The organism is Streptomyces sp. PA03-1a, from assembly GCF_033792805.1.
GTDB lineage: Bacteria > Actinomycetota > Actinomycetes > Streptomycetales > Streptomycetaceae > Actinacidiphila.
The window spans coordinates 17,114-32,478 of record NZ_JARAVO010000013.1; the positions used below are offsets into that span (position 1 = coordinate 17,114).

The 15,365-nt window shown below is 73.4% G+C and carries 18 protein-coding genes; 9 read left to right on the top strand and 9 right to left on the bottom strand.

Features of this window, described 5'->3' with window-relative positions; genetic code table 11:
* The first annotated feature begins 50 nt into the window (after positions 1-50).
* Together PV341_RS04600 and PV341_RS04605 are read left to right on the top strand one after the other, a co-directional pair.
* Positions 51-323 (top strand): hypothetical protein, encoded by a 273-nt coding sequence (locus PV341_RS04600; RefSeq protein ID WP_500356797.1) that lies wholly within the window; start codon positions 51-53, stop codon positions 321-323.
* The gene (locus tag PV341_RS04605) at positions 313-918 is read left to right on the top strand and encodes a class I SAM-dependent methyltransferase (protein WP_500356799.1); all 606 of its coding nucleotides are present in this window, start codon (positions 313-315) and stop codon (positions 916-918) included. The genes PV341_RS04600 and PV341_RS04605 overlap by 11 nt, the downstream gene beginning before the upstream one ends.
* An 18-nt stretch (positions 919-936) precedes the next feature.
* Here the strand turns inward: PV341_RS04605 and PV341_RS04610 are convergent, their stop codons facing one another.
* The gene (locus PV341_RS04610) at positions 937-1,257 is read right to left on the bottom strand and encodes a nuclear transport factor 2 family protein (protein ID WP_500356800.1); all 321 of its coding nucleotides are present in this window, start codon (positions 1,255-1,257) and stop codon (positions 937-939) included.
* Between the two features lie 187 nt (positions 1,258-1,444).
* Between PV341_RS04610 and PV341_RS04615 the strand changes: the two genes are divergently transcribed.
* Positions 1,445-2,536 carry a PP2C family protein-serine/threonine phosphatase gene (locus PV341_RS04615; RefSeq protein ID WP_500321664.1) on the top strand — a complete coding sequence of 364 codons (1,092 nt, stop codon included), beginning with the start codon at positions 1,445-1,447 and terminating at the stop codon, positions 2,534-2,536.
* Between the two features lie 104 nt (positions 2,537-2,640).
* A complete protein-coding gene (locus PV341_RS04620) occupies positions 2,641-3,630 on the top strand; it encodes a hypothetical protein (protein ID WP_500321665.1) in 990 nt (329 codons plus the stop codon).
* 134 nt (positions 3,631-3,764) lie between these two features.
* Here the strand turns inward: PV341_RS04620 and PV341_RS04625 are convergent, their stop codons facing one another.
* The 6 genes from PV341_RS04625 to PV341_RS04650 form a co-directional block, all read right to left on the bottom strand.
* Positions 3,765-5,150 carry an 8-oxoguanine deaminase gene (locus PV341_RS04625; protein WP_500321666.1) on the bottom strand — a complete coding sequence of 462 codons (1,386 nt, stop codon included), beginning with the start codon at positions 5,148-5,150 and terminating at the stop codon, positions 3,765-3,767.
* An 11-nt stretch (positions 5,151-5,161) separates the two neighbouring features.
* The gene (pucL, locus tag PV341_RS04630; protein WP_500356801.1) at positions 5,162-6,049 is read right to left on the bottom strand and encodes a factor-independent urate hydroxylase; all 888 of its coding nucleotides are present in this window, start codon (positions 6,047-6,049) and stop codon (positions 5,162-5,164) included.
* A gap of 7 nt (positions 6,050-6,056) precedes the next feature.
* Positions 6,057-6,449 carry a hydroxyisourate hydrolase gene (gene uraH, locus PV341_RS04635; protein WP_500321668.1) on the bottom strand — a complete coding sequence of 131 codons (393 nt, stop codon included), beginning with the start codon at positions 6,447-6,449 and terminating at the stop codon, positions 6,057-6,059.
* A complete protein-coding gene (gene uraD, locus PV341_RS04640; RefSeq protein WP_500321669.1) occupies positions 6,446-6,958 on the bottom strand; it encodes a 2-oxo-4-hydroxy-4-carboxy-5-ureidoimidazoline decarboxylase in 513 nt (170 codons plus the stop codon). The genes uraH and uraD overlap by 4 nt, the downstream gene beginning before the upstream one ends.
* Before the next feature lie 88 nt (positions 6,959-7,046).
* Positions 7,047-7,427: a helix-turn-helix domain-containing protein gene (locus PV341_RS04645; RefSeq protein WP_500321670.1), complete on the bottom strand. Its 381-nt coding sequence runs from the start codon at positions 7,425-7,427 to the stop codon at positions 7,047-7,049.
* Entirely contained in the window at positions 7,424-7,675 is a 252-nt protein-coding gene (locus PV341_RS04650; protein ID WP_499514719.1) for a YkoF family thiamine-binding protein, read from the bottom strand. The genes PV341_RS04645 and PV341_RS04650 overlap by 4 nt, the downstream gene beginning before the upstream one ends.
* Positions 7,676-7,793: 118 nt before the next feature.
* On the opposite strand from PV341_RS04650, the gene PV341_RS04655 reads away from it, so the two are divergent.
* The 4 genes from PV341_RS04655 to PV341_RS04670 all read left to right on the top strand — a co-directional run bounded on the left by PV341_RS04655 (position 7,794) and on the right by PV341_RS04670 (position 11,262).
* Entirely contained in the window at positions 7,794-8,624 is an 831-nt protein-coding gene (locus PV341_RS04655; protein WP_500321671.1) for a TIM barrel protein, read from the top strand.
* A gap of 15 nt (positions 8,625-8,639) precedes the next feature.
* On the top strand, positions 8,640-9,539 hold the full coding sequence (locus PV341_RS04660) for a 2-hydroxy-3-oxopropionate reductase (RefSeq protein ID WP_500321672.1): 900 nt from the start codon (positions 8,640-8,642) through the stop codon (positions 9,537-9,539).
* A gap of 319 nt (positions 9,540-9,858) precedes the next feature.
* Positions 9,859-10,587, top strand: coding sequence for a hypothetical protein (locus PV341_RS04665; protein ID WP_500321673.1), 729 nt, complete (start codon positions 9,859-9,861; stop codon positions 10,585-10,587).
* Between the two features lie 129 nt (positions 10,588-10,716).
* The gene (locus PV341_RS04670; RefSeq protein WP_499514715.1) at positions 10,717-11,262 is read left to right on the top strand and encodes an EF-hand domain-containing protein; all 546 of its coding nucleotides are present in this window, start codon (positions 10,717-10,719) and stop codon (positions 11,260-11,262) included.
* A gap of 96 nt (positions 11,263-11,358) precedes the next feature.
* Here the strand turns inward: PV341_RS04670 and gcl are convergent, their stop codons facing one another.
* Positions 11,359-13,146: a glyoxylate carboligase gene (gene gcl / locus PV341_RS04675; protein ID WP_500356803.1), complete on the bottom strand. Its 1,788-nt coding sequence runs from the start codon at positions 13,144-13,146 to the stop codon at positions 11,359-11,361.
* A gap of 237 nt (positions 13,147-13,383) precedes the next feature.
* On the opposite strand from gcl, the gene PV341_RS04680 reads away from it, so the two are divergent.
* On the top strand, positions 13,384-14,133 hold the full coding sequence (locus tag PV341_RS04680) for an LppU/SCO3897 family protein (protein ID WP_500356805.1): 750 nt from the start codon (positions 13,384-13,386) through the stop codon (positions 14,131-14,133).
* Positions 14,134-14,164: 31 nt separating this feature from the next.
* Here PV341_RS04680 and PV341_RS04685 read toward each other — a convergent pair whose 3' ends face one another.
* Positions 14,165-15,277, bottom strand: a complete 1,113-nt coding sequence (locus tag PV341_RS04685; protein ID WP_500356807.1) for a ricin-type beta-trefoil lectin domain protein — start codon at positions 15,275-15,277, stop codon at positions 14,165-14,167.
* Positions 15,278-15,365 lie beyond the last annotated feature (88 nt).

Genomic DNA, 15,365 nt, shown 5'->3' on the forward strand with positions numbered 1-15,365 from the left:
CCCGGGAAAACACACGCACCGGTCCAGGGGGCGCTGGCATGATCGTCGGCATGCCAGCACCACGACCGCGCGCCGTGCGGCCCAGCCTGCACATCCCGGTGGACTTCGAGGCGGACGGGCCCATCCCCGGCCCGTACCCCATGCTCAGCCTCGGGGCCGCCGAGGGCAGCGAACCGGCCGCAGCGACGGCCGACTCCGGCCGCCTCGACATGAAGACGCGGTACGCGGCCGAGGCCGGCGTCCCGCTGCGCGCCGTCGCCAAGGGCACGGCCGAACTCTTCCCCGACCGCATGGCCTGGAGGGGCACGCCACATGCCCTTTGACCACAACGACCACTACCACCGGCTGCTCCTGCGCAAGGTCCCGCCCGGCGCCCTCACCGCCCTGGACGTCGGATGCGGCACCGGCCGCTTCGCCCGCCGCCTGGCCGCCCGCGGACTGCGGGTCGACGCGATCGACGCCTCCCCGGAAGCCGTGGCCGCGGCCGGGACCGCGCCCGGGGTCACCTTCCGCGTCGCCGACATCACCCGCGTGGACCTCCCCACGGCCCACTACGACCTCATCACCAGCCTGGCCAGCCTGCACCACGTACCGTTCGACACGGTCACCGCGCTGCGCGCCGCGCTCGCCCCCGGCGGGACCCTGCTCGTCCTGGGCTGCTACCCCGAGCGCACCCCCGCCGACTGGGCGGTCAGCCTGGCCGCCGTCCCCGTCAACGCCGCCGCCCGGCTCGCCGTCGCCACCGCCGACCGGATCCGCGGCCACCACCCGCAACCGGTCCGGGCACCCGTACACCCACCGGGCACACCCCTGCCGCAGATCCGCACCGAAGCGGCACAACTGCTGCCGGGCAGCCGCATCCGACGCCTGCTGTTCTGGCGCTACCTGCTGGCGTACCGCGAAGGGACGGGCGGCTGAACCGTCCGGCCGGCCCGCTCAGGCCTGGCCGGTGTCGAAACGGCTGACCTTGCCGTCGTCCACGGTGAAGCGCCACTTGGTACGCATCTCGCCCCACGCGTCGTTGCGGTAGTCGGCGATCAGGGTGAGCCCCGCCGAGTCCTGGGACTGCACGTCCATGTGACCGTGGGACTCGAAGATCTCGCGGTCCGCCCACTCCTTCAGATTGCGGTCGGAGCCGTCGTCGGACATCGTCGCGTTCTCGGCGAGCGCGGCCTCGAAGGCCTCGCGGTCCCCGGCGTTCACCGCCGAGACGAAGGCGCGGACGGCCGGCTCGTTGAGGGCGTCGGTGCGGATCATCGCTGCTGCTCCCTGTGCTCACGGGTCGTGCCCCCAGCCTCGCCCGAGCGGCCGCGGCGCGCTACCCGGAGCCCGGCGGCCACCCCGCCGTTCACCCGCGGGGACCGCCATGGCTGGCCCGGCGACGGGACCACGGGGACCCTTGGACCCAGTCCGGCGACCCGAGAGCGACGGCAGGAGCACACGCGTGGCGAGTGGGGGCGAGGACCTCACCGACGAAGGACGCGACGTACTGCGGTACGTCCGGCTGCTCCCCGTCGTGCTGCTCGTCGGCGGCTTCCTGGTCGACTACCTGACCCCCGCCCAGTTCAGCGCCACCGCCTTCTACTCCGTGGCCCCCATGCTCGCGGCCCCCCTGATGTCCCTGACCGGCACCGTGCTGGTCGGGCTCGGCGCCGTCGCCGCCGACGCGGGCATCCTCAGCCACTTCGGCTACATCAGCGGCCCCGGCGGCATCAGCGAACTGCTGTCGATCAGCGCGGTCGCCGTCGTCGCCGTGTTCATCAACCGCCTGCTCCACATCCGGGACGTCCGGCTGCGCTCCGCACGCAGCGTCGCCGCCGCCGTGCAACGGGCCGTGCTGCCCGAACCACCGCGGCGCGTCGGGCCGTACCGCATCGCCGCCCGCTACGAGACCGCGGAGGCCGAGGCGGAGATCGGCGGCGACCTCTACGCCGTCCAGGAAACGCCCTACGGGCTGCGCTGCATCATGGGCGACGTGCGCGGCAAGGGCATGGCGGCCGTGGAGGCGGCCACCGTGGTGCTCGGCGCGTTCCGCATGGCCGCCGACGAGGAACCCACCCTCGCCGGGGTGGCGACACGGATGGACCGGGCGCTGTGGCGCGAGGCCGAACGCCGCGAGGGCATGGACCGCCTGGAGTGGTTCGCCACCGCCGTCCTCGCCGAGTTCCCGCCCGGCGGCACCGCACTGCGCCTGGTCAACCGCGGCCACCCGCCCCCGCTGGTCCTGCACGACGGCACCGTGCGCTACGCCGAACCCGCCGGTCACGCCCTGCCCCTGGGCATGGGCCTCGGCGACGTGACCGACGAGGCCGACACGGTCCCCTTCCCGCCCGGCTCGGCCCTGCTGATGCACACCGACGGCGTGACCGAGGCGCGCGACGCCGACGGCACCTTCTACGACCCCGTCACCCGGCTGGCCGGGGTGCCGTTCACCGGCCCCGCCGAACTGCTCGACGCCCTCCTGGACGACGTCCACGCGCACACCGGCGGCCCCCGCAGCGACGACATGGCGCTCCTGGCGGTCTGCCGGGACTGAACCGCCCGGCTCCATGGCCTGGGGCGCCCGCGGCGCGCGGTGTTCTCGACCCTCGCATTACTTTTCTCCACCCGTCTGTCAGCGTCGGCCCCTACCCTGCTGCCGTGAACGCGCCCGCCCTCCGCCAGCTCCGCGCCGTCCTGGAACGTGCCCTGGCCGACCCGCACATCGCCACGTCCCGTTCCCGGGAGGAACGGCTGAGAAAGGCCACCGCCGTGCTGGAACGGGCGGCCGCTGACGTACCGTCGCAGGCGCTGCGCAGCCTCGACGACCTGTTCGACGACGCAGTCCTCGGCCACCCCGGCCGGCCGGAGACCGTGCTCGGCCGCATCGCGGCAGGCCTGTACCGCACCCGGGCCGGGCAGGTCGGCAGGGAGCTCACCCCGGCGAGCCAGCGCGACATCATGGACGGCATCGCCGACCTCAACCGGGCGGCCGGGCGCCCCCCGTTCGGGTGGCAGGCCCGCGGGATGCGCCCGTGGTCCAAGCACACCAAGGAGCCCCTGGACTTCACCGGGCACATCGTGCTGCGCCGGGCGCTGAGCACCCCCGTGGAGCCGCGCCGCGAGCCGTACCGGCTGCGGCTGCTGGCGGCGCTGGAGGTGTTGTGGGCGACGGCGGTGCCCCGCGAGGGCCTGGTGGCCGCCGACGTCACCGACCTGTCCGGGCAGGAGTCCCGCATCCGGCTCACCGTGAACCTGCCCGGCCGGACCGCCGCGACCCGGCAGGAGTTCACGCTTCCCCGGTCGGCCCGGGCCGCGCTGCGGCTCTGGCTGCCGGTGCGCCGGGAGGTCGTCGCCCTGCACCTGGACGCCGGACCCGACCACCCCGCCAACCAGGCCCTGTTCGTCACCCTGCGGCACACCGTGGCCGAGCCGGCCTCGGGCGCCGCCCGGATGGTGCCGCCCGGCATCCGCATCACCGGGAACGGTCTGGAGACCGACTACAGCAAGTGGGCCCGCAGGCTCAACGGCGACCACGCCGGGCAGAAGGGCTGGCCGGTGCCGACGGACCTCTACACCGTCGCCCGCGGCGGCGCCGTCCGGCGCGAGGCCCAGGGCCGCTCCCAGGGCCGCGGCCCCGCGGCCCGCTAGACCGGGCACAAGCGGCCCGGGCGCAGGCGGCCGGGGCAACGCCGAACGCCGGGCCCCGCCCGGGCAGGGCGGGGCCCGGCACCGGCCGGGGGGCCGTCCCTCCCCCGGCCGGGGTCAGCGCAGGACCGCGGCGGTCATCCCGCCAGGCCCGCGATCCGCGCGAGCCGCCGGGCCTCGTCACGGGTGGCGCGCGCGATGGCCTGCTCGTCGGCGGTGACGAGCCGGCCGTCCTCCACCACCGGCCGGCCGTTCACCAGGGAGAGGGTGACGGGGGCCGCCGCTCCGAGGACCAGCGCGGTGACCGGGTCGGCGATCGAGGAGTGGGCGAGGGTGTCCATCCGCCACAGGACGAGGTCGGCGAGCTTGCCCGGCTCCAGGGAACCGATCTCCGCGGCCCGGCCGAGTACCTGGGCGCCGCCGTACGTGCCCAGCCGCAGTGCCTGACGGGCGGTCAGTGCGGCCTCGCGGTGGGCGCCGAGGCGGTTGATGAGCAGCGCGTTGCGCAGCTCGGTGTGCAGCTCGCCCGATTCGTTGGACGCGGTGCCGTCCACGCCGAGGCCGACCGGGACGCCGGCGGCGAGCATGTCGGGGACGCGGGCGATGCCGGCGGCCAGGCGTGCGTTGGAGGAGGGGCAGTGGGCGACACCGGTCCGCGTGCGGGCGAAGGCGGCGATGTCCGAGTCGCCCATGTGGACGCAGTGCGCCATCCACACGTCCTCGCCGAGCCAGCCGGTGGACTCGAAGTAGTCCGTCGGCCCCATGCCGAACAGCTCCTTGCAGAACTGCTCCTCCTCCACCGTCTCGCTGCCGTGGGTGTGCAGCCGCACGCCCTTGCGCCGGGCGAGTCCGGCGCCCTGGCGCAGCAGTTCGGTGGAGACCGAGAACGGCGAGCACGGCGCGACGGCGATCTGCGTCATGGCGTCGGGGGAGGCGTCGTGGTGCCGGTCGATCGTCTCCTCGGTGGCGACGAGCGCCTCGTCGAGGCTCTCGACGGCGAAGTCCGGGGGCAGGCCGCCGTCGGACTCGCCGCGGTCCATCGAGCCGCGGGCGAGGGTGAAGCGCACGCCCATGTCCGAGGCGGCCCGGATGATGGAGCCGGACAGGTCGCCGGTGCCGCGCGGGAAGACGTAGTGGTGGTCCATGGCGGTGGTGACCCCGCCGCGGGCCATCATCGCCAGGGAGCCCTGGGCGGCCGCGTGGGTCATCCGCTCGTCGATGCGGGCCCAGACGGGGTAGAGGGCGACGAGCCAGTCGAAGAGGTTGTGGTCGGTGGCCAGGCCCCGGGTGAGCCACTGGTAGAAGTGGTGGTGGGTGTTGACCAGGCCGGGGGTGAGCAGGTGACCGGTGCCGTCCACCCTCCGTACGACGCCGTCGAGTGCGGCGGGGGCGGGGCCCGCGCCGACGGACTCGATGCGGTTGCCGGCGACGACGACGTGGCCGGCCGGGTGTTCCGTGCCGTGCGCGTCGACGGTGGCGACGGCGCAGTTCTCGATGACGATGCGCTCTGCTGCGGCGGTCATGGCGGGGCCTCTCAGTCCGTCACCGGGATGCGGGGCTCGGTGCCGGCGCGCAGGACCGTGCCCTCGATGAGGCCGTAGGGGCGGTCGGCCGCGAAGTACACCGCGCTGTCGGGGGTGTCGTTCTTCAGGCCGAACGGCTCGAGGTCGACGAGGAAGTGGTGCTTGTTGGGGAGCGAGAGCCGCACCTCGTCGATCTCGGGGCGGTGCTCGACGACCCGGTCGCCCATCGCGTACAGCGTCTGCTGCAGGGAGAGCGAGTAGGTGCCTGCGAAGGCGTCGAGGAGGTGGCGGCGGACCTCGGCCCAGGACTCCTCCCAGGGCGGGGCGGGGTCCTCGTCGCGGGTCCAGCCGAACCGCCAGCGGGCGCTGACCTCGGTGGCGAGGACGCGGTCACGGGTCTCCGGCAGCGTGGTGTAGCGGTCCTTGACGAAGCCCCAGAACTCGGAGTTGGTGGTGTTCATGACCACGAGGTCCTTCAGTCCGGAGACGACCTGCCACCGCCCGCCGTCGAAGGTGACCTCGGTGGTGCGGGTCTCCCGGCCGCCGCGGACGAAGGAGTGCTCCTGCGTGATCCGCTCCCAGGCGTACTCCTCGATGCGGATCCTGGCCCGCTCGATGGACCCCTGGCTCGTGACGAAGTGCCGGGCGAGATGGATGCCGAACTGCTCGGGGGAGTCGATGCCGTACTGCTTGGCGAAGGCGAAGACGGTGTTCTTGGTGGTGTCGGTGGGCAGTACGGCGGCGTTGCTGCCGGAGTAGTGGACGTCGTCCATGGCGCCGGAGAGGGCGACCGAGACGTTGAGGTCCCTGACGTGGTGGGTCCCGCCGTCGCGGGTGACGCGGACGACGCGGGTCTCCGCCTTGCCGTACTGGTTCTGGCCGAGTCGGGTGGGCGACATGTCGGTGCTAGCTCCCTCGGTATACGGAGTAGCCGAACGGGTTGAGCAGCAGCGGTACGTGGTAGTGCTCGCCCGGCTCGACGGCGAAGACGATCGCCACCTCCGGGAAGAAGGCTCCGCTGTCCCTGGTGCGGGGGGCGTCCTGCTGGTCCTCGGCTCGACTGCGGTGGGCGGTGCTCTCACGGGAGAGGTAGGGCTCGGTGGCGAACTCCAGCCGTACGTGGCTCGTGCCCTCCGGCGGGTCGGGCAGGTCCTTGCAGCGGCCGTCGGCGTCGGTCGCCGAGGCCCCGTGCGGCACCCAGGGGGCCCCGCTCCCGGTGCGCACCGACAGGGCGACGGCGACGCCCCGTGCGGGGCGGCCGGCGCTGGTGTCCAGGACGTGCGTGGAGACGGAGGTCATGAGGGGTCCTCTGCGGCGGTCTCGACGAGCCGGGTGAGCCTGATGCGGTTGATCTTCCCCAGTTCGGTGCGGACGATCTCGCGTTCGGTGCCGGTGTCGTTGCCGGTGCGCTCCTTGAGCGCGGCCAGCATCTGCTCCCCGGTCCTGCCGGTGGCGCAGATGAGGAAGACGTGGCCGTGCCGCTCCTGGTAGGCGAGGTTCAGTGCGAGCAGTTCCTCGCGTTCGGAGTCCCGCACCCCGCCCTGTTCGCGGGCGGAGACCGGGTCGCCGGGCCGGGGGCGGCCGATCGGCGGGTGTCCCGCCATCGCCTCGGCCAGGTCGCCGGCGGTGAGGCCGGCCGTCGCGGTGTCGGAGGCGGCGAGCAGCGCGTCGAGGGTGTCGTACGGGCGGGCCGCCATGACGGCGGCACCCCAGGAGCGGCTCGCGCAGACCTCGTGCAGCAGCGCGACCGCCTCCGGTCCGCCGGCGGCGTTGAGCCGGGCCAGGCCCGGGGATGGGCTGGAAGTCACAACGGCACGCTAGGAGCCCTCACCACGTGACGTCAACAGTTTGTTGAAAAATGGCGCCGATGACGCCCGGACGGACGCCTCGGGACGGCTAGCGGCCTTCCTTCGCCGCGTTCTCCCTGTTGAGGTAGTTGTAGACGGTGAAGCGGCTCACGCCGAGCGCCGACGCGACCGTCTCCACCCCGTGCCGCACCGAGAAGGCGCCGCGCTCCTCCAGAATGCGGACGACCGTCTGCTTCTCCTTGCGCCCGAGCTCGGACAGCGCCTTGCCGTGCCGGCGCTCGAGGTCGGCCAGGATGTGGTCGAGCGAGTCCGCGAGGTGCGGCAGCCGTACGGCGACCACCTGCGCGCCCTCCCAGCTGAGCACGACGTCGTCACCGCGCGCCTCGCCCGGGGGCACCAGTTCGGCGCCCATGGCGTCGGCGAGCGGCTTGATCGCCGCGCTGAGCGGATGCTCGACCGGCCCGGTCACCGGTCCGCCTCCCCCACGACGTTGACCTGCAGCGACACCCGGGTCGCGCCGGCCTCCAGGGTGCGCCGCAGCAGATCGCCGACCACGGCGACCACCTGCTCGGTGCCGCCCTCGGCCGAGTTGCCGAAGGGCCCGACGTCGACGGCGTCCAGCCCGGCCGCCTCCAGGACCTCACGCCCCACCACGGCGTGCCGCGGGGGCTCGTCCAGGTCGAACGGCTCGGTGGTGAATTCGAGTTTCAGGCGCACGTCCACAACCTAGCTGGTCAGGGGCTTTCCGGGACATCCCCCTTGACAGCCGCCCGTCGGCTCGTGGAGTCTTCCGTTAAGTAGAAACTACTTTCCGCAATACGGAAGGGCGCATGTGATGGGCTTCGACTCCACGCGCTTCGATGTGAACCTCTCGATCCTCTTCACCGAACTCCCGCTCCTGGAGCGCCCCGCGGCGGCCGCCGCGGCCGGCTTCTCCGCGGTCGAGCTGTGGTGGCCGTGGACCCGGATGCCGACCCCTCCGCAGGCCGAACTCGACGCGCTGCGCGGCGCGCTGGAGGGGGCCGGCACCCAGTTGGTGGGGCTGAACTTCTACGCGGGCGAACTGCCCGGCCCCGACCGCGGCGCCCTGTCCGTGCCGGGCGAGGAGTCCGCGCGCTTCCGCGCCAACATCGACGTCGCCGCCGACTTCGCCCGCTCGGTGGGCTGCACGGCGCTCAACGCGCTGTACGGCAACCGGGTGGACGGCGTGAGTCCCGATGCGCAGGACGAACTCGCCCTGGAGAACCTGGTGCGGGCCGCGCACGCGGCCGACCGGGTCGGCGCGGTGTTGCTGGTCGAGGCCCTCAACAAGCCCGAGTCGCCGCGCTATCCGCTGGTGAGCGCGGCCGCCGCGGTCGAGGTGGTCGACAAGGTCAACGCCGAGACCGGCCTGGGCAACGCAAGGTTCCTGCTGGACCTGTACCACCTGTCGATGAACGGCGAGGACCTGCCCGCCGTCATCGACGCCTACGCGGACCGCACCGGCCACGTCCAGATCGCCGACGACCCCGGCCGCGGCGCGCCCGGCACGGGTTCCCTGCCGCTGTCCGCCCTCCTGGACCGGCTGCGCGACCGGGGCTACGACGGCTGGGTGGGGCTGGAGTACAAGCCGGGCGCGCAGGGCAGCGCCGCCTCCTTCGACTGGCTCGCCGACGCCGACAAGTAATCCGGAGAGGACATCATGACCACCACACTTCCCGCGGTCGCGTGGATCGGCCTCGGCATCATGGGCTCCCCGATGTCGGAGAACCTCATCAAGGCCGGGTACTCCGTCACCGGCCACACCCTGGAGCAGGACAAGCTCGACCGCCTGGCCGCGGCCGGCGGCACGCCCGCCGCCTCGGTCGCGGAAGCCGTGAAGGACGCCGACGTGGTCGTCACCATGGTCCCCGCCTCCCCCCAGGTGGAGGCCGTCGCCTACGGCGAGGACGGCATCCTGGCGAACGCCCGGCCGGGCGCGCTCCTGATCGACATGTCGTCGATCACCCCGCAGACCTCCGTCGACCTGGCGAAGGCCGCGGCCGAAAGGCACATCCGGGTCCTGGACGCCCCCGTCTCCGGAGGCGAGGCGGGAGCCGTCGAGGCGGTGCTGTCGATCATGGTCGGCGGGGCGCGGGCCGACTTCGACGAGGCGCGGCCCCTTTTCGACGCCCTCGGCAAGACCGTCGTCCTGTGCGGTCCGCACGGCGCCGGCCAGACCGTGAAGGCGGCCAACCAGCTGATCGTCGCAGTCAATATCCAGGCGTGCGCGGAGGCCGTGGTCTTCCTGGAGAAGTCCGGCGTCGACCTCACCGCGGCCCTGGAGGTGCTGGGCGGCGGCCTGGCCGGATCCACGGTGCTGACCCGCAAGAAGCGCAACTTCCTCGACCGCGCGTACGCCCCGGGCTTCCGCATCGACCTGCACCACAAGGACATGGGCATCGTCACCGACGCCGCCCGGAACGTCGGCGCCGCACTGCCCGTCGGCTCGGTCGTGGCGAACCTCGTCGCCTCACTGCGGGCCCAGGGCGACGGCGGCCTGGACCACTCCGCCCTGCTGCGCGGCGTGGAGCGCCTTTCCGGTCTCCCGGTCACCGGCTGACCCCCGACTTCCGGGCGGCGGCGCCCTGACCTGTCCTGTCGCGCCCGATGGGGCGCCGCCGCCCGGAACCACGAACGTCCGCGCCGCCGAGAACTTCTGAGGGGTAGGTCGAGGCGGCGCGGACCGGTCTCCGCCCGGGGACCCGTTCCGCGGCCGGGCCGGACGCGGAGCGGGTCCCCGGGCGGCTGCGTGCACCGGCGCGACCGGGACGGCAAGACGGGTGCGCGACGGGCTCCCCTTGCGGGACCATGGACGGCAGGACCGTCCCGGCGAGCACCCTGCGCCGCCGCACCGCCGCACCGCCCAGGAGTCGCGAACCATGGCAGAGAGCGTGCCCGTGCGCTGTCCGGCCTGCCGCCGGGAGCACGCCTACACCGCACCCACCTTCCCCTGCGCCTGCGGCACACCGCTGGCCCTGCCGATCCTGCGCGGCGGCATCCCGCTGCAGATCCGCCACCGGTCCTGGGACGACTCCTGGGTGGCCATGCGCTGCCCGGACTGCGGCCGCGACGAGCAGTGGCCGCAGCCCGAACTCGGCTGCGACTGCGGGGCGGTGGTCCGGCTGCCGGTGGACACCCGGGCCCTGCGGATGCCCGAGCGGCGCCCCGTCCCGCCGGTGCGGCAGGCCGGCCCCGGGCCCGTGGCGCCCGCGCCGCGGCCGCCGTTCCGGCCGGTGACCATCCGTACCGCGCGGGACGCGGTCGCCGCCGCCGCGCAGTACCTGAAGTGGCTCGGCTTCGCGGGCGTACGCTCCGCGGAGGACCGCTCGGCCAACGGCATCGACCTGCGCGGTGAGGGTGTCGTGGCCCAGGTCGACCCGACGACGCGGCCGACACCGCTGCGGGAGGTGGAGACCCTCTGGCTCAACTGCCTCAACGAGGACTCCACCGGCGCCTTCTTCTCCCTGGCGGGCTACGCCCATGACGCGCGGCTGCGCGCGGACCGGCTGGGGGTGCCGCTCTTCGTCATGGACCTCACCGGCACGCCGCAGCCGGTCAACGACGCCGCCGACGTCCTGATCAGGACGGGCCCGCACGCCACGCCCTGAGCCGGGACGAGCTCAGCCCCGCCCTTCACCGTCCGTGGTCACTCGGGTCGCGCGACCGCCGCTCCCGGGGGAGTATCGAGAGGTTCCCCCTCCGTACGGCAACCCCAGGACTACGTCAAGGACGCAGCGATGTCTACGGCCCTTCTGAAGCGCAAGCTCGACAAATCCTTCCGCCGTCTGGACACGGACGGCAACGGATATGCCGAGCGCGCCGACTTCCAGGACGTCGGCGCGCGGCTGATCCACGGCTTCGGCATGTCCCCCACCTCGCCCAAGGGAAAGGCGGTGGCGGTACGGCTCGACGCCGTCTGGGCGGAGCTGGCGGCGTACGCCGACAGAGACCGCGACGGCCGGCTGTCCTCCGCGGAGTACCACCACGGCATGACCAAGGCCTTCATCGAGGGACCGGCCTTCGACCCGGTCTTCCACCCGGCGGCCGAGGCCGTCGCCCATCTGTGCGACACCGACGGCGACGGCCACGTCGTGCGCGGGGAGTTCGAGGTCCTGCAGCGGGCCTTCAACACGCCCGTCACGGACATCGCCGCCGCCTTCAACCGCATCGACACCGACGGCGACGGGTGTGTGAGCACGGCCGAGCTGGTGGCGGCCATCCGCGCCTACTACATCGGCACCGACCCCGAGGCCCCCGGCAACTGGCTGTTCGGGCCGCTCTAGCGAACCGCCGGGGCCCTCCCCGGGGCGGTCGTGGAGCCCGGCCGCCGCGCCCGGGAGGTCAGGGCGGGGCGGCCGGTGGCGCGGTCGGGCCCGGGCTCAGGTGCCCGTGAGCGGGATGATCTCGGTGGGCGCGTGGCCGGGTTCGGTGGCCAGCTCCTCGAACTCCACGACGTTGCCGATGTCGTTGGTGACGCTCATGGCGATGTTGGTGACCCGTTCCAGGATCGCCTCGACGACGACCGGCACCCGGTACTCGGCCGCGAGCTTCTTGGCCTGCTCGAAGGCCGCGCCGAGCCCGGCCGGGTCGGTGACCCGGATCGCCTTGCAGCCCAGGCCCTCGGCGACCTTGACGTGGTCGACGCCGTAGACGCCCAGCTCGGGCGAGTTGACGTTCTCGAACTCCAGGTTGACCTGGAAGTCGATGTCGAACGCCCGCTGCGCCTGGCGGATCAGGCCCAGGTAGGAGTTGTTCACCAGGACGTGGACGTACGGGATCCGGTGCTGCGCGCCGACCGCGAGCTCCTCGATCATGAACTGGAAGTCGTAGTCGCCCGAGAGGGCCACCACCGGCGTCCCCGGGTCGGCCTTCGCCACGCCCAGGGCGGCCGGCACGGTCCAGCCGAGGGGGCCGGCCTGGCCGCAGTTGATCCAGTGGCGCGGCCGGTAGACGTGCAGCATCTGCGCGCCCGCGATCTGGGAGAGGCCGATCGTGGTGACGTAGCGGGTGTCGGGGCCGAAGGCGCGGTTCATCTCCTCGTACACGCGCTGGGGCTTGATGGGGATGTCGTCGAAGTGCGTACGGCGGTGCAGGGTCGCCTTGCGCTCCCGGGCCGAGGCGGCCCAGGCGCCGCGGTCGGGCAGTTCGCCGGCGGCCTTGAGTTCGGCGGCCACGTCGACGAAGAGCCGCAGCGCGGCGCCGGCGTCGGAGGCGATCCCGTAGTCGGGGGCGAAGATCTTGCCGATCTGGGTGGGTTCGATGTCGACGTGCACGAAGGTGCGGCCCTCGGTGTAGACGTCGATCCGGCCGGTGTGGCGGTTGGCCCAGCGGTTGCCGATGCCCAGGACGAAGTCGGACTCCAGGAAGGTCGCGTTGCCGTAGCGGTGCGAGGTCTGCAGGCCGACCATGCCCGCGTTGAGGTCGTGGTCGTCCGGGATGGCTCCCCAGCCCATCAGGGTCGGCACCACCGGGGTGCCGGTCAGTTCGGCGAACTCCACCAGCAGACCGGCCGCGTCGGCGTTGATCACCCCGCCGCCCGCGACGATCAGCGGCCGCTCGGCGGCGGTCATCATGGCCAGCGCCTTCTCGATCTGACGGCGGGTGGCGGCCGGCTTCCAGACCGGCAGCGGCTCGTACGTCTCGGGGTCGAACTCGATCTCGGTGAGCTGGACGTCGACCGGCAGGTCGATCAGGACCGGGCCGGGACGCCCGGAGCGCATCAGGTGGAAGGCCTTCTGGAAGACGCCGGGGACCTGGGCCGCCTCCAGGACGGTGGTGGCCGCCTTGGTCACGGGCGCGGCGATGGCCGCGATGTCCACGGCCTGGAAGTCCTCCTTGTGGATCACCGCGGTGGGCGCCTGCCCGGTGATGCAGAGGATCGGGATCGAGTCGCCGGTCGCGGAGTAGAGGCCGGTGATCATGTCGGTGCCGGCGGGCCCCGACGTGCCGATGCACACGCCGATGTTGCCGGGGGCGGTGCGTGTGTAGCCCTCCGCCATGTGCGAGGCGCCCTCCACGTGCCGGGCCAGCGTGTGCTGGATGCCACCGGAGGCCTTGAGGGCGGCGTAGAAGGGGTTGATCGCGGCGCCGGGCACGCCGAACGCGGTGTCCACGCCCTCGCGCTTGAGGATCTCCACTGCCGCTCGGGCGGCGGTCATTCGAGGCATTCGGTCACTCCTGCGTCGTCCTGCGGTCCAGGTTGTCGCGCCCGGTGCTCCATATTCCGCATTACGGAAGTTGTCTTTTATTATGCGGAACTACTGTGAACATAGGGCGCCCCCGGCGCGCGGGTCAAGAAGGGGACGCGAAAGCCGTTCGGCAATCGGGTCGATCGATGTCGGTACCAACCAGTAGGGTTCCGCTCGCCCTTCACATCGGCTTCACACGGACCCCAGGTGATCTCCTTGACCACGCCGACGCCGTCGCCCGCGCAGTCCCAGCACCCGTCCCAGCCCCAACCCCAGCCGCAGGCACAGGCGGTGCCGCCGGCCGCTCGGCCGAGGCCGCTGCCGCCCTTCGGGCAGGAGGTGCCCGGTTACGGACGCTCCTGCCTGTTCTGCGGCTCGGTGCCGGCGGTCCAGGCGACCGTCCGGGGCCACCAGGGCATGGTCGTGATGATGCGCTTCCTGAAGGTCCGGGCGCCGTTCTGCCGGCGCTGCGGCATCGCCAAGCACCGCGAGATGGTCTCCAACAGCCTGGTGCAGGGCTGGTGGAGTCCGACCTCGATGCTGTTCAACCCGCTCACCCTGCTGGTCAACCTGTTCCAGCGCTGGAAGATCAACCGCCTGCCCGAGCCGGTCCCCGGCGCCCCCGGCACGCCCGCCGACCCCGGCCGGCCGATCCTGCTCCGCCCCACCGCCCTGGGCCTGCTGATACCCGTCATCCTCATCGGCGGCGGCTGGCTGGTGTTCCACGACGACGCCGAGTACGCCGAGGTCGGCGACTGCGTCCACAGCAGCGGCGACGTCCTCTTCCCGGACGTGTCGGTCGTCGACTGCGGTTCCGCGAAGGCCGAGTTCGAGGTCGTCGGGCGCTTCGACGACACCGCCGACACCGGCCGCTGCGACGCCTACCCGCGCACGGTGGCCACGTTCCGGGCGGAGCACGGCTCGACCAAGTACGTCCTGTGCCTGGCGCGGAACGACAACACCTGACCGCCGCCCGCGCGGACCGCCGGACCGGGCCTCAGCCGCGGCTCCACTTCTGGTCGTCCGCGCCGGTGCAGCTCCACAGCCGCAGCCTGGTGCCGTTGACCCCCGGTGATTCCTCCGCCTCCACGCACTTGTCGGCCTGGACGTTGACCAGGTCGTGAGCGGCGTTGAGGCGGAACTGCTGGGCGCCGGTACCGTTGCAGTCCACCAGCTGGACGGCCGCGCCGTCGTCCCGCGAACCGCCCGCGACGTCCATGCACTTGCCCCGGGAGCGGATGCTGCCGTCCGGCTTGATCTGCCAGGACTGCGCCGCGCTGCCCGTGCAGTCCCAGATCTGCAGCGGCGAGCCCCACGGAGGGCTGCCGTCGATGCAACGGCCCGAGTCGTGGCTCCGGATCGCCGTGCCGGAGCCCGCGGCGGAACGGGACGGGCCGGCGGTGGGATGCTGCACCGCTCCCCCGCCCGTGGCGCCGGCCGTGGCCTTGCCCCCGGTCGCGCTCGGGGTGGCGGTCGGGCCGCCTCGGGAACCGGCCTCCGGCGACCGCCGCCCGGTGTCCCCGGGGGACGGTGACCGCCCGCCGGAGGGGCTCGCAGTGGCGGGGCCGGCCCCCGGTGCCTCGCCGGCCGGGCCCTCGTCCGCGAGGGTGGCGGCGGCCGGGCCGTGGTCCTCCTCACCCGAACCCCGCACGAGGAACGGCACGCAGACCAGCACGCCGACCGCGAGACCCGCGCCGAGCAGCAGGAGCGGGCGGGACCACCCGCGGCGCGCACGGGAAGGCGCGGGCTCCGCCGCGGCGGGGGCCTGCGGGCCCGTCCCCACAGCCGTCGCCGGCAGGTGCCCCTCGTCGTGCGCGGGCGCGGGCGCGGTACGGGACGCGAAGGCGAGCCCGGCCGCGAAGCCGTCCGCGTAGGAGGACTCCGGTTCCGCGGCCTCCTCGGGCCGCTCGGGAAGGGCGGCGGCCTGCCTGGCCCGCAGCGTCGGGGCGTCGCCGCCGGTCCAGTCCGGGGGGTTCCGGCTGGTGGTGGCGGATGCGTCGGCGATCGCGGACGTCCTCCGGGTCCGCCGTGGCAGCGCCGTACCGGCGGGGGACGGCGCCGCCGGGGTCTCGTCGGCCGTGGGCGCCGGCCCGTCGGGAGAAGCCGTCATGAATCCTTCCAAACCCAGATGTGCACACAGCAGCCCCGCCGCGTGGTCCGGAGCTGCTTTCGGCACACCGTCCCCCAGGGGCATCCGC